The 12,862-nt window shown below is 50.9% G+C and carries 14 protein-coding genes; 13 read left to right on the top strand and 1 reads right to left on the bottom strand.

The features are described 5' to 3' along the window. Nucleotides 1-195: 195 nt before the first annotated feature. The 12 genes from purE to atpC all read left to right on the top strand — a co-directional run bounded on the left by purE (nt 196) and on the right by atpC (nt 10,304). Complete coding sequence (gene purE / locus DWY84_RS16480) at nt 196-711, top strand: 5-(carboxyamino)imidazole ribonucleotide mutase (protein WP_118534388.1); 516 nt, start codon at nt 196-198, stop codon at nt 709-711. A 24-nt stretch (nt 712-735) separates the two neighbouring features. Continuing rightward, nucleotides 736-1,767: a phosphoribosylformylglycinamidine cyclo-ligase gene (gene purM / locus DWY84_RS16475; protein ID WP_118534387.1), complete on the top strand. Its 1,032-nt coding sequence runs from the start codon at nt 736-738 to the stop codon at nt 1,765-1,767. Next, a complete protein-coding gene (purN, locus tag DWY84_RS16470; protein WP_118534386.1) occupies nt 1,761-2,357 on the top strand; it encodes a phosphoribosylglycinamide formyltransferase in 597 nt (198 codons plus the stop codon). The genes purM and purN overlap by 7 nt, the downstream gene beginning before the upstream one ends. 64 nt (nt 2,358-2,421) lie before the next feature. After that, nucleotides 2,422-3,696 carry a phosphoribosylamine--glycine ligase gene (gene purD / locus DWY84_RS16465; RefSeq protein ID WP_118534385.1) on the top strand — a complete coding sequence of 425 codons (1,275 nt, stop codon included), beginning with the start codon at nt 2,422-2,424 and terminating at the stop codon, nt 3,694-3,696. Nucleotides 3,697-3,952: 256 nt separating this feature from the next. After that, nucleotides 3,953-4,639: a F0F1 ATP synthase subunit A gene (locus DWY84_RS16460; RefSeq protein WP_118534384.1), complete on the top strand. Its 687-nt coding sequence runs from the start codon at nt 3,953-3,955 to the stop codon at nt 4,637-4,639. A gap of 62 nt (nt 4,640-4,701) precedes the next feature. Next, on the top strand, nt 4,702-4,926 hold the full coding sequence (gene atpE / locus DWY84_RS16455; RefSeq protein ID WP_118534383.1) for an ATP synthase F0 subunit C: 225 nt from the start codon (nt 4,702-4,704) through the stop codon (nt 4,924-4,926). 33 nt (nt 4,927-4,959) lie between these two features. After that, the gene (gene atpF, locus DWY84_RS16450; RefSeq protein WP_118534382.1) at nt 4,960-5,451 is read left to right on the top strand and encodes a F0F1 ATP synthase subunit B; all 492 of its coding nucleotides are present in this window, start codon (nt 4,960-4,962) and stop codon (nt 5,449-5,451) included. Further along, nucleotides 5,444-5,956 carry an ATP synthase F1 subunit delta gene (atpH, locus tag DWY84_RS16445; RefSeq protein WP_118534381.1) on the top strand — a complete coding sequence of 171 codons (513 nt, stop codon included), beginning with the start codon at nt 5,444-5,446 and terminating at the stop codon, nt 5,954-5,956. Before atpF ends, atpH begins: the two co-directional genes overlap by 8 nt. Before the next feature lie 10 nt (nt 5,957-5,966). Then, on the top strand, nt 5,967-7,505 hold the full coding sequence (gene atpA / locus DWY84_RS16440; protein WP_118534380.1) for a F0F1 ATP synthase subunit alpha: 1,539 nt from the start codon (nt 5,967-5,969) through the stop codon (nt 7,503-7,505). Continuing rightward, nucleotides 7,472-8,365, top strand: a complete 894-nt coding sequence (atpG, locus tag DWY84_RS16435; RefSeq protein WP_118534379.1) for an ATP synthase F1 subunit gamma — start codon at nt 7,472-7,474, stop codon at nt 8,363-8,365. The genes atpA and atpG overlap by 34 nt, the downstream gene beginning before the upstream one ends. Before the next feature lie 23 nt (nt 8,366-8,388). Continuing rightward, on the top strand, nt 8,389-9,795 hold the full coding sequence (gene atpD, locus DWY84_RS16430) for a F0F1 ATP synthase subunit beta (RefSeq protein ID WP_118534378.1): 1,407 nt from the start codon (nt 8,389-8,391) through the stop codon (nt 9,793-9,795). An 80-nt stretch (nt 9,796-9,875) separates the two neighbouring features. Next, nucleotides 9,876-10,304 carry an ATP synthase F1 subunit epsilon gene (gene atpC / locus DWY84_RS16425; protein ID WP_118534377.1) on the top strand — a complete coding sequence of 143 codons (429 nt, stop codon included), beginning with the start codon at nt 9,876-9,878 and terminating at the stop codon, nt 10,302-10,304. An 18-nt stretch (nt 10,305-10,322) separates the two neighbouring features. On the opposite strand, the gene DWY84_RS16420 is transcribed toward atpC, so the two are convergent. Next, complete coding sequence (locus DWY84_RS16420) at nt 10,323-11,225, bottom strand: LysR family transcriptional regulator (protein WP_118534376.1); 903 nt, start codon at nt 11,223-11,225, stop codon at nt 10,323-10,325. 281 nt (nt 11,226-11,506) lie between these two features. On the opposite strand from DWY84_RS16420, the gene DWY84_RS16415 reads away from it, so the two are divergent. Beyond that, a partial coding sequence (locus DWY84_RS16415) for an MATE family efflux transporter (RefSeq protein WP_147354313.1) occupies nt 11,507-12,862 on the top strand: 1,356 nt, incomplete at its 3' end.

Here is a 12,862-nt window from a genome sequence, read left to right as displayed (position 1 = left end):
TGAGGGGCAGGGGAGTTGAAGTGTCGAAGACACTTTTTCGTCGCATTTTTGTATACAGCGGATGTGCTGGCGCTTGATTTCTACATTTTCCGTATTGACTGCCTATAAAAAATCAGTTATCATGTTAATAAGCAATGCTTTAAACAACATAATCACTTATTAGTAAAAGTGATAAACTAAAAAGGAGATCTTACAATGGCAAAAGTAGGAATTGTAATGGGCAGTGATTCAGATATGCCAATTATGGCAAAGGCAGCAGAGATTCTGGATAAGTTCGGAATTGATTATGAGATGACGATCATTTCCGCGCACCGCGAGCCGGATATCTTTTTTGAGTGGGCGAAGAGCGCAGAGGAAAAGGGAATCAAGGTGATCATTGCAGGCGCCGGAAAGGCAGCACACCTGCCGGGAATGTGCGCAGCGCTGTTTCCGATGCCGGTTGTAGGCATTCCTATGAAGACCTCTGACCTGGGCGGTGTGGATTCTCTCTATTCCATCGTGCAGATGCCGTCCGGAATTCCGGTTGCAACGGTAGCCATCAACGGCGGTGCCAATGCCGGCATTCTGGCAGCCAAGATCCTTGCAACTTCAGACGCAGAGCTGCTTGCAAAGCTGAAAAGCTACAGTGAAGAAATGAAAAACGATGTGGTGAAGAAGGCAGACAAGCTGGAAAGCATCGGATACAAAGAGTATTTATCCCAGATGAAATAAGATTGATACACGGAGGAAAAAAAGATGGATTACAAGAAAGCCGGAGTAGACATTGAGGCAGGATACAAGTCAGTAGAACTGATGAAGGAACATGTAAAAAAGACCATGCGTGAGGAAGTGTTAGGCGGACTGGGCGGTTTTTCCGGCGCATTCTCCCTGGCAAAGATCAAAAACATGGAGGAGCCGGTCCTTTTATCGGGAACCGATGGCTGCGGCACGAAGGTAAAGCTGGCCATTATCATGGATAAGCATGACACCATCGGTATTGATGCCGTTGCTATGTGCGTGAACGACATTGCCTGCGCAGGCGGCGAGCCGTTATTCTTCCTGGATTACATTGCCTGCGGCAAGAACTATCCGGAGAAGATCGCGGATATCGTAAAGGGCGTTGCGGAAGGCTGCCTTCAGTCTGAGGCTGCTCTCATTGGCGGAGAGACTGCAGAGCACCCGGGCCTGATGCCGGAGGAAGATTACGACCTGGCTGGCTTCGCGGTTGGTGTGTGCGACAAGAAAGAGATGATCACAGGCGAGCATTTACAGGCTGGCGATGTGCTCATCGGCATGGCATCTACCGGTGTACATTCCAACGGATTTTCCCTGGTGCGCAAGGTATTTGAAAAAGAGCTGACCAGAGAAGGTCTGGATACCTATTATGACGCTCTGGGCAAGACCCTGGGCGAGGCGCTTCTGGCTCCGACCCGCATTTATGTGAAGGCATTAAAGAGTATCAAGAACGCAGGTGTGACCGTGAAGGCATGCAGCCATATCACCGGCGGCGGTTTCTATGAGAATGTTCCGCGTATGTTAAAGGAAGGCACCCGCGCAGTGATCAAAAAGGACAGCTATGAGGTACCGGCTATCTTCAAAATGCTGGCAGAGAAAGGCGACATTGCAGAAGAGATGATGTACAATACCTTTAACATGGGTCTTGGCATGATCGTGGCAGTGGACCCGGCTGATGTGGAAAAAACCATGGAAGCGATTAAGGCTACCGGCGATGTGCCGTATGTGATCGGTTCCATTGAGGCAGGGGAAAAGGGAGTGACCTTATGTTAAGAGTCGGAGTGATGGTGTCCGGTGGCGGAACCAACCTGCAGGCGATTCTGGATGCGGTAGATGCGGGCGAGATCACCAATGCCGAAATTGCGGTGGTGATCAGTAACAATCCGGGCGCATATGCCCTGGAGCGGGCAAAAAAACATGGTGTAGAGGCACTGTGCATTTCCCCGAAGGATTATGAGAGCCGCGATGCGTTCAACGAGGCATTTCTGGCAAAGGTGGATGAATATCATTTAGATCTCATCGTGCTGGCTGGTTTTCTGGTAAAGATCCCTGCAGCTATGATTGAGAAATATGAGCATAAGATCATCAATATCCATCCGTCCCTGATCCCGTCCTTCTGCGGCGTGGGTTATTATGGACTGAAGGTGCATGAGGCAGCATTGGCACGCGGCGTGAAGGTAACCGGCGCGACGGTTCATTTTGTGGACAGTGGCATGGATACCGGCCCTATCCTTCTGCAGAAAGCAGTAGAAGTACAGAATGGTGATACTCCGGAGACACTGCAGCGCAGAGTAATGGAGCAGGCAGAGTGGAAGCTGCTTCCGCAGGCCATTGACCTGATCGCGAATGAAAAGATAAAATAAAAAGAACGATAACGGCAGACCGGCGAGATACCGGTCTGTCTGTGGTGTGAGGAGGAATACGCAGATGAAAATTTTGATCGTGGGCGGCGGCGGAAGAGAACACGCTATCGCATGGAAGCTGGCAAAGAGTCCGAAGGTGGAAAAAATGTACTGCGCACCAGGCAATGCCGGTATTGCAGAGGTGGCAGAGTGTGTAAACATTGGTGTAATGGAATTTGACAAACTGGTGGCATTCGCAAAAGAGCATGAGATCGACTTAACCGTTGTAGCGCCGGATGATCCGCTGGCAGCAGGCGCTGTGGATGCCTTTGAGGCAGCAGGACTTCGTGCTTTTGGCCCAAGAGCCAATGCGGCAATTCTGGAAGGTTCCAAGGCATTTTCTAAAGACCTGATGAAAAAATACGGCATTCCGACCGCAGCATATGAGACCTTCAACGACCCGGAAAAGGCACTGGCTTATCTGGAAACCGCAAAGATGCCGATCGTATTAAAGGCAGACGGTCTGGCACTGGGCAAGGGCGTTCTGATCTGCAAGGATCTGGAAGAGGCAAAAGCAGGCGTCAAGACCCTGATGATGGACAAGCAGTTCGGTTCTGCCGGGGATGAGATCGTTATCGAGGAATTTATGACCGGACGTGAAGTTTCCGTGTTATCCTTCGTAGACGGAAAGACCATCAAGATCATGACCTCTGCCCAGGATCACAAGCGCGCGAAGGACGGCGACCAGGGACTGAACACCGGCGGTATGGGAACCTTCTCTCCAAGTCCGTTCTATACTCCACAGGTGGATGCATTCTGCAGGGAACACATTTACCAGAAGACTGTAGACGCCATGAAGGCAGAGGGCAGAGAGTTCAAGGGCATCATCTTCTTCGGCCTGATGCTGACTGCAGATGGTCCGAAGGTACTGGAGTACAACGCCAGATTCGGTGACCCGGAGACCCAGGTTGTGCTTCCGCGCATGAAGAACGATCTGGTGGATCTGTTCGAGGCCTGCATCGACGGAACCCTGGATCAGATCGATCTGGAGTTTGAGGACAACGCTGCAGTCTGTGTTGTTCTGGCATCCGCAGGCTATCCGGAGCATTACGAGAAGGGCTTTGAGATCCGTGGCCTGGAGAACTTCAAAGACAGGGACGGCTACTATGTCTTCCATGCAGGCAGCAAATTCGATGAGCAGGGCCGCGTGGTGACAAACGGCGGCCGCGTGCTGGGCGTGACCGCAACCGGCACCAACTTGAAAGAAGCCCGCGCCAATGCATATAAAGCGACAGAGTGGATTGATTTCGATAATAAATATATGCGCCATGATATCGGACACGCGATTGATGAAGCATAAGGGATAAACATTACCAAAAAATAGAAAAACAGAAGCTGTATTTTCAAAATGAGCGAAAATACAGCTTCTGTTTTTTTGACGAAATCAAAACATCTTTTGAAAAAATCCCTAATATTGCATCATGCGGATGTGAAAATTGTGCAAAATTTCAGTTAATAACGTGAATGTTATGTGATGATAAGAAAATAAAAATTGATAAGAAAAAAACAGATGCTTATAATTACGGACAGAGCAAAAGAGAAAGGAGTGTGAGTATATGGATAAGCTGGTGGAATCCCTGATGGAGGAATTAAACTGCAACACGGTATTTACCATTCCTTTGTTTGGCGGTATTCCGGTGCTGGAATCAGTGGTGGTTACCTGGATCATTATGGCCATCATGATGATCGGTTCGCTGATCCTGGTGAAAGGCCTGAAGATGAGAAACATCGGGAAGAAGCAGGCAACTCTGGAAAGCGGTTTTACGTTTCTCTACCGTTTCTTTGGGGATCTTCTCGGCGAAGACGGAAAAGCGTATATTCCGTATCTGATCACGGTGATGCTTTATATTGCGATCGCGAACATGATCGGGCTTCTGGGCTTCAAATCGCCGACGAAGGATCTGAATGTGACGGCTTCCATTGCAGTGATGAGCATTGTGCTGGTGGAGGCAGCGGGAATCCGGAAACGGGGCATAAAAGGATGGCTCAAAAGCTTTGCGGAGCCGATTCCGATCATTGCGCCGATCAATGTACTGGAACTGTTTATCCGGCCGCTTTCCCTTTGTATGCGGTTGTTCGGAAACGTGCTTGGTGCCGTTGTTGTCATGGCGCTGATCAAGTATCTGCTTCCGGTGGTGGTTCCGCTTCCGTTCAGCGGATATTTCGATATATTTGATGGAGTGATCCAGGCTTACGTCTTTGTGTTCCTCACATCATTATATATAAAAGAGGCGGTCGAATAAGCATAAAAGCAACGGGCCGCTGGTAAAAAGGTTAAAACGAGAGAGAAAAGGAGAAATGAATTATGTCAGGATTAATCGCAATCGGTGCAGCAGCAGCAGTTATCACAGGTGTCGGAGCAGGAATCGGAATCGGCCTTGCAACCTCTAAGGCTGTAGACGCTATCGCAAGACAGCCGGAGGCAGACGGCAAGATCACCAAGGCGCTTCTTCTTGGCTGTGCGCTGGCAGAGGCTACCGCAATTTACGGCTTTGTAATCGGCCTTCTGATCATTCTCTTCCTGAAATAATCAAAAATTCGGAAGCAGAGAAGGGCAGGTACTATGTTAAACATAAATTTTTGGAATATTGCCTTTACGGTCATCAACCTTCTGGTGCTGTATCTGTTCCTGAAACATTTCCTTATGAAGCCGTTGATGGAGATCATGGAAAAGCGGCAGGCACAGGTGGAAACAGATTTAAATGATGCCGCAAGTGAAAAGCAGGAGGCCATCCGGCTGAAAGAGCAGTATGAAGGCTCTCTGCGGGAAGCAGAGGATCAGGCCGGCCGGATTCTGGAAGATGCGAAGAAGATGGGCAGAACAGAATATGAAAAGATCCTGAGGCAGGCGGATGACGATGCGGCAAAGAAACTGGAGCAGGCTGACCGGATGATCGGTCTGGAGCGCGAAAAGACGTTAAGAGAGCTTCAGGGCCTGACGAAGGAGCTGGCTGCGACTGCGACTGAGAAGCTTTTGAAGGAAAACAGCGGCCAGGAAGCGGACCGGAAACGGTTTGCTGCATTTCTGGCAGATACGGGGGAAAAGTATGACTGAACAGGCAAGACTTTACGGCACCGTGTTGTATGAGCTGAAGCTTCCGGAGACTATGATCCGGACCTGTGAATGCATTCTGAGGGAAAATCCGCAGCTTGCGCAGGTTCTGGAAAGTCCGGTGATCCGGCAGAGCAGGAAGGAAACCATCATTGACCGGGTGTTTGAGAACCCGGACTTTTCCCGGATCATGCGGAATTTTCTAAAGAAAGTCTGTGAGGCCGGATGCATGGACCAGATGGAGAGTATGGTCCGGATCCGGGATGAAAAGAGCCGCGAGGCGGCAGGGATTCTTTCCGCGAAGCTTCGCTATGTGACAGAACCGGATGCGGCAGAAGTCAAGGCCATGAAGGAGCTTTTGTGCAAAACATACGGAAAGAACAGCGTGGAGCTGTCCATGCAGGAGGCTCCGGAGCTGATCGGCGGTTTTGTGCTGCAGACCGGTGATGTGGAATATGACTACAGTCTGAGCGGACAGCTCAGACGGATGTTCGAAGGAAATAGATAGGAGACAGAAGATGAGTACAATCAGTTCTCAGGAGATCATCTCCATCATAAAGGGAGAGATTGCAGATTTTGACGCTCACGCAGGGGAAATCCGGGAAACCGGAACCGTCATCTGGGTGGGTGATGGCATTGCCATTGTCTATGGCATCGACCATGCCATGTACGGGGAAATCGTGATATTCGAGTGCGGCGTAAAAGGCATGGTACAGGATATCCGGAAAAATGAGATCGGCTGCATCCTGTTTGGAAAGGATACGGAGATCGTAGAGGGAAGCCGGGTGACCCGGACGAAGAAGAGGGCCGGTGTTCCGGTCGGAAACGCGTTTTTAGGGCGTGTGGTCAATGCCCTGGGCGAGCCGATCGACGGTCTGGGACCGGCGAAAGAGGAGGACTGGCTTCCGGTTGAGGCTGAAGCGCCCGGTATTGTAGACCGCAAATCCGTCAGCGAGCCGATGGAGACCGGTATTCTGGCGATTGATTCCATGTTCCCGATCGGACGCGGACAGCGAGAGCTGATCATCGGTGACCGTCAGACCGGTAAGACGTCCATTGCCGTAGACACCATGTTAAACCAGAAGGGCAAGGGCGTGATCTGCATCTATGTGGCCATTGGCCAGAAGGCTTCCACGATTGCCAAGCTGGTCAATACCTTAAAGACACACGATGCCATGGACTACACCATTGTGATGGCGTCTACTGCCAGTGATCCGGCACCGCTTCAGTATATTGCTCCGTATGCAGGTACGGCCATGGCGGAGTTTTTCATGCGTCAGGGCAGAGATGTGCTGATCGTCTATGATGATCTGTCCAAGCATGCAGTTGCTTACCGTGCATTGTCTCTGCTGCTGGAGCGTTCTCCGGGACGTGAGGCATATCCGGGTGATGTGTTTTATCTGCACTCCAGACTGCTGGAGCGGTCCAGTCGCTTAAGCGATGCACTGGGCGGCGGTTCCATTACGGCGCTTCCGATCATTGAGACACAGGCGGGGGATGTATCTGCGTATATTCCGACCAATGTCATTTCCATCACGGATGGACAGATCTTTTTGGAAAGTGACCTGTTCTTCTCCGGTCAGCGTCCGGCAGTCAATGTAGGATTGTCTGTATCCCGTGTGGGCGGTGCGGCCCAGACTAAGGCTATGAAGAAGGCCAGCGGAAGTATCCGTATTGACCTGGCTCAGTACCGTGAGATGGAGGTCTTTACCCAGTTCAGTTCAGATCTGGATGAAACTACCAAGGAACAGCTGGCTTATGGAAAGCGTCTGATGGAGCTGCTCAGGCAGCCACTCGGACGTCCGCTGTCTATGCAGGAGCAGGTCATCACCCTCTGTGCGGCAACCCACCGCGTGATGCTGGATGTAGCTGTAGAACGGATCAAGGAGTTTCAGATGAGCATGCTGGAATGGTTTGCAAACCATCATCCGGAGGTCGGGAAAGAGCTGGAAGAGAAAAAGGCTTTGAGTGATGAGCTTGCAGGGCAAATCACTGCAGCTGCGAAAGAGTTCAAGGAGGCAGTATGGCAAACGCAAGAGAGATCCAGAGCCGAATAAAGAGTATTCAGGATACCAGGAAGATCACCAGTGCCATGTATCTGATCTCTTCCACCAAGATGAAGAAGAGCAAAAAGCTTCTGGCAGATACGGAGCCGTACTTTTACACACTTCAGAGCCTGATCCACAGGATCCTGCGTCATATGCCGGATACCCGGCATGCGTATTTTGACACGCGGGAGACAATTCCGAAGGAAAAGCGGGTGCGCGGTCTTCTGGTCATAACCGGAGATAAGGGCCTGGCCGGTTCTTATAACCATAATGTGTTAAAGCAGGCTCAGGAATGGATGGAAGCCGGGAAAAACAACCGCCTGTATGTGGTGGGTGAGCTTGGACGTGCTTATTTTGAATCCAGGCAGCTGCCGATTGAGGAGCAGTTTCATTATACGGTCCAGAATCCGACCATGCACCGGGCACGCTGTATCGCGTCCACACTGATTGAGGATTTCATGGAAGGCCGGGTCGATGAGGTCTGGATTCTGTATACCCAGATGATCAACAGTATGAAAACGGAGACCCGGATGGAACAGCTTCTTCCGTTAAAAAGAGAGAATTTCAGTGGCATTTCCATTCCGGCAGACATTCATCAGGAGGAAATCCGCATGGTACCTTCACCGGAGGCGGTTATGGACCATGTGGTACCGAACTATGTGACCGGTTTTATATTCGGTGCGCTGGTGGAGTCCTTCTGCAGTGAACAGAATGAACGAATGATGGCAATGCAGTCCGCCAGCGACAATGCTGCGGCCCTGCTTTCAGAGCTGTCTATGGAATATAACCGTCTGCGCCAGGCGGCCATTACCCAGGAGATTACCGAGGTAGTGGGAGGTGCCAGGGCACAGAGAAAGAAAAAGAGATAACAGGATAAGATAAGGAGAAAGTCATGAGCAAGGGAAAGATCATACAGGTCATGGGGCCTGTGGTAGATGTGGCCTTTGAAGATGGAAACCTTCCGCATATTCAGGATGCGCTGGTCGTAGAGAATCAGGGAAAGCGCTGCGTGATGGAGGTAGCCCAGCACATCGGCGGAGATGTGGTCCGGTGTGTGATGCTTTCCGCCAGCGAGGGACTTCACCGTGATATGGAAGTGGAGGCTACCGGAAGCGGTATTCAGGTACCGGTGGGAGAGAAAACACTGGGAAGACTGTTTAACGTATTAGGCGAGACCATTGATGGAGGTGAAAGCCTGGAAGGAGAACAGAAATGGGTGATCCACCGGGATCCGCCTTCTTTTGAGGACCAGAGCCCGGTGGCGGAGATGCTGGAGACCGGCATTAAAGTCATTGATCTTCTGGCACCCTACGCCAAGGGCGGTAAGATTGGTCTGTTTGGCGGTGCCGGTGTCGGAAAGACGGTGTTGATCCAGGAGCTGATCACCAACATTGCAACGGAGCATGGCGGTTATTCCATTTTCACCGGTGTCGGTGAGCGTTCCCGTGAAGGAAACGATCTGTGGACGGAGATGGGAGAATCTGGCGTATTAAAAAAGACCGCGCTGGTATTCGGCCAGATGAATGAGTCCCCGGGTGCCAGAATGAGGGTAGCTGAGACCGGACTTACCATGGCAGAGTATTTCCGTGATGTGGAGCACCAGAATGTACTGCTGTTCATTGATAACATTTTCCGTTTTATCCAGGCCGGTTCCGAGGTATCGGCACTGCTTGGACGTATGCCGTCCGCAGTCGGATACCAGCCGACACTGGCTACTGATCTGGGCGAACTGCAGGAGCGGATCGCTTCCACGAAAAATGGTTCCGTTACTTCCGTCCAGGCTGTGTATGTACCGGCCGATGATCTGACGGATCCGGCTCCGGCAACGACCTTTGCGCATCTGGATGCCACCACGGTACTCTCCCGAAAGATTGTGGAGCAGGGTATCTATCCGGCCGTGGATCCGCTGGAATCTTCTTCCCGTATCCTGGAGGAGGATGTTGTAGGAAAGGAGCATTACCAGGTAGCAAACCAGGTCAAGGAGATGCTTCAGAAATACAAAGAGCTGCAGGATATCATCGCAATTCTGGGTATGGAGGAGCTCTCGGATGAGGATAAGCTGACAGTAAGCCGTGCCAGAAAAATTCAGAGATTCTTATCCCAGCCCTTCCATGTGGCTGAGAACTTTACCGGCATTCCGGGCAAATATGTGCCGGTAAAAGAAACAGTCCGCGGTTTTAAGGCCATCATTGCCGGAGAGATGGATGCTTATCCGGAAGCAGCCTTTTTCAATGTCGGAACCATCGACGAGGTTGTGGAGAAGGCGCATATGATGGCGAAGAACGCAGAAAAGGGATGAGATGAAATTCCAAAACAGAAATCAGAACAGAAACCGTCAGGAAAAATCCTGGCGGTTCAAAACAGAAGGGAGCAAAAGCCATGTCGACATTCTGGCTTAAGGTCATAGCCAGTGACCATGTATTTTATGATGGCAGCTGTGAGGCACTGGTGGTGCCGGCCCATGATGGAGAGGTAGGCATCCTGCCGCACCGGGAAGCGATGATTCTGGCTTCACAGGAGGGCGAGCTTAGGTTTCGCATTCCAGGGGAAACAGACTGGCACCGGGCAGTAGTCGGACTTGGCATTGTCCAGGTGGCCAACAACCGTGTGACCGTTGTAGTGGATACGGCAGAGCGCCCCGAGGACATCGATCAGGTGCGGGCGCGCCAGGCACTGGAGCGGGCAAAGGAACAGCTCCGTCAGAAGCAGAGCATCCGGGAGTACCATATGTCCAGGGCCTCCATGGCGAGAGCCCTGAGCAGATTAAAAGCGAGTCAGCAGAAGGGCGGCCATTATAATGGGCTGTAAAATGCAGCTGTTCCCAGATTATTTCTGACACATAAGAAAATTACAGAAATCCGTGATAACGGGATTGTTCCGCCCTTTTTCAGAGCGGGTCAGCGTGATCTGGCGGCGGCAGACGCGGTCTTCAATATGAAGCAGTCGGACCGGAAACTGTTCCGGGGAGTCTGCCAGCTTTTCCGGGATGGTACCCCAGGAGTGCTGGGGCCAGAACCCGATTCCCATGCCGGCCGCGATCAGGTTGCGTACCGATTCCGTGGTGTCACTTTCAAATACAATATGAGGAGAAAATCCCTCCTCTTCAAAATAGCTGTTGGTAATCTGCCTGATAGGGCGGGAACCGGCAAGGCAGATATAATCCGCGTCTCTGGTCTCAGAGAGGCGGATTGTTGTTTTCTGACCAAAATCTGAATGAGTTGGAACGGCAAGGTAGAGCTCCTCCTCCAGCATGACCATGACATCGTCCGCAAAGTCATTGTGGGCACTGTGCTCTGAAACAGTATCAGCCCTCCGTGCAGATACGCAAAGATCAAAGTTATCATCCTGATCCGGATTCTGATAGAGCTGGAAGCTTACCTCCGGATGAAGGCTGCGGTAGGCAATGATGCGGCTGGTGATGAGGGAAGAAGCAGACAGCAGGCGCAGATGGACGGTATGGTTCATCTGGTATTTGCCTTTTTGAAGCTCCTCCGGAATCTGATCCAGACTGTTTAAGATAGGGATGAGCCGCTGCTGGAGAAAACGGCCTTCTTCGTTTAATTCAATACTCCGGTTATGGCGCGTAAAAAGCGGAACCCCAAGCTCGGCTTCCAGACGGTGGATAGACTGGGAAAGGGCAGGCTGCGCAATCCGCAGATGTTCAGCAGCTTTTGTGATATGCTGATACTGGGCCGCCACCAGAAAGTATCGTAATTGCAGTAATTCCATGATGTTGCTCCTTTTTGTTTACAATTAACGGTTATATAATGAAATTATTATATCGGATAAAGGCAAAATGTCAAATGAAACAGAGCGCATAGTATGGTATGATGTAAGTAAACAGTTACCTGCACACGGGTAGGCATTTTCTGAACTGAAAATGCCGTATGATATCGTGGTGGCAGCAGATTTTGCCGATTTGGAATGCGAAGCATCGGCAAAATCCGTTGCTGTTTGCGCAACGCGTGAACAGTAACAGTAAACAGTAATAAGGAGATGGAGGGATACAAATGATCACAGATTTGACAAAGGAACATCCGGATAAGATCCTCTGGCGTTTTTTGCTGCCGCTGATGATCAGTGTGATATTCCAGCAGTTCTATAATATCGCGGACAGCATGATCGCGGGAAAATTTGCGGGGGAATCGGCACTGGGGGCGGTGGGAGCATCCTACCCGATTACGATCATCTATATGGCCTTTGCGGTGGGCATGAATCTGGGGGCTTCGGTGGTGATTTCCAGATTGTTCGGAGCCGGAGATAAGGCAGGACTCAGGCGTGCGGTATCGACTGCATTTATTTCCGTGCTTGTACTGAGTGTGCTACTCAGTGTATTTGGATATTTCTGCAGCGGAGCCATGATGCGCTGGATCCATACACCGGAAGACATTATGGCAGACGGTGTTCTGTATCTGAAGATTTATGTGTACGGTCTGAGCTTTCTGCTGTTTTACAATGTGTGCACCGGCATATTTACCGCACTTGGTGATTCGAAAACGCCGCTGTATTTTCTGATCGGTTCTTCTCTGGGAAATATTTTTCTGGATTATCTGTTTGTGGCACAGTTTCAGTGGGGCGTAGCCGGTGTGGCATGGGCCACTTTCCTGGCGCAGGGCGTATCGGCGGTGCTGGCATTTTTGACGTTGTGGCGCAGGCTTGCAGCATATACCAGGGAACTGGAGAAACAACCGCTGTTTGACCGGAGCCTGCTCTGGCAGATCATTGCTGTTGCAGTGCCGAGCATTCTGCAGCAGAGCGTGTTAAGCGTAGGAAACCTGTTTGTGCAGGAGATCGTGAACAGCTATGGATCCGCTGTGGTAGCCGGGTACTCCGGAGCTATTAAGTTAAATACCTTTGCCATCAACACCTTCATGACGCTTGGCTCCTGCCTTTCCAGCTACACGGCCCAGAATCTGGGGGCAGGAAAACCGGCACGCCTGTCCCTGGGCTTTCGAACCGGGATAAAGCTGGCAGAATTTGCAGCGCTGCCTTTTGTGATTCTGTATTTTGTGTTCAGCCGGGGAATGATGGGGCTGTTCCTGAATGCGGAGAGTGAAGAGGCAATCCATGCCGGAATGGCTTTTTTGCGGATCGTATCGCCGCTGTATTTTATGATTTCCATAAAACTGATGACAGATGGTATTATCCGCGGCTCCGGGGCCATGGCCTATTTCGTAGCGGCAACGGTTCCGGACCTGATTTTGCGGATCGGGTTTGCGCATTTGCTGACACCAAAGTTTGGAAGTACCGGAATCTGGATGGCATGGCCATTTGGATGGTTTGCGGCAACAGCGCTGACGATTCTGTTTTACCGGAAGGTCATAGAAAATAACAATTTAAGAATAGTCACAAAAGGTCCGAAGCAG

The sequence above is a fragment of the Clostridium sp. AF27-2AA genome (genome assembly GCF_003478505.1).
Lineage (GTDB): Bacteria > Bacillota > Clostridia > Lachnospirales > Lachnospiraceae > Brotaphodocola.
Note: the sequence above shows the minus strand (reverse complement) of the source record. Positions and strands in the feature narration are given on the sequence as shown.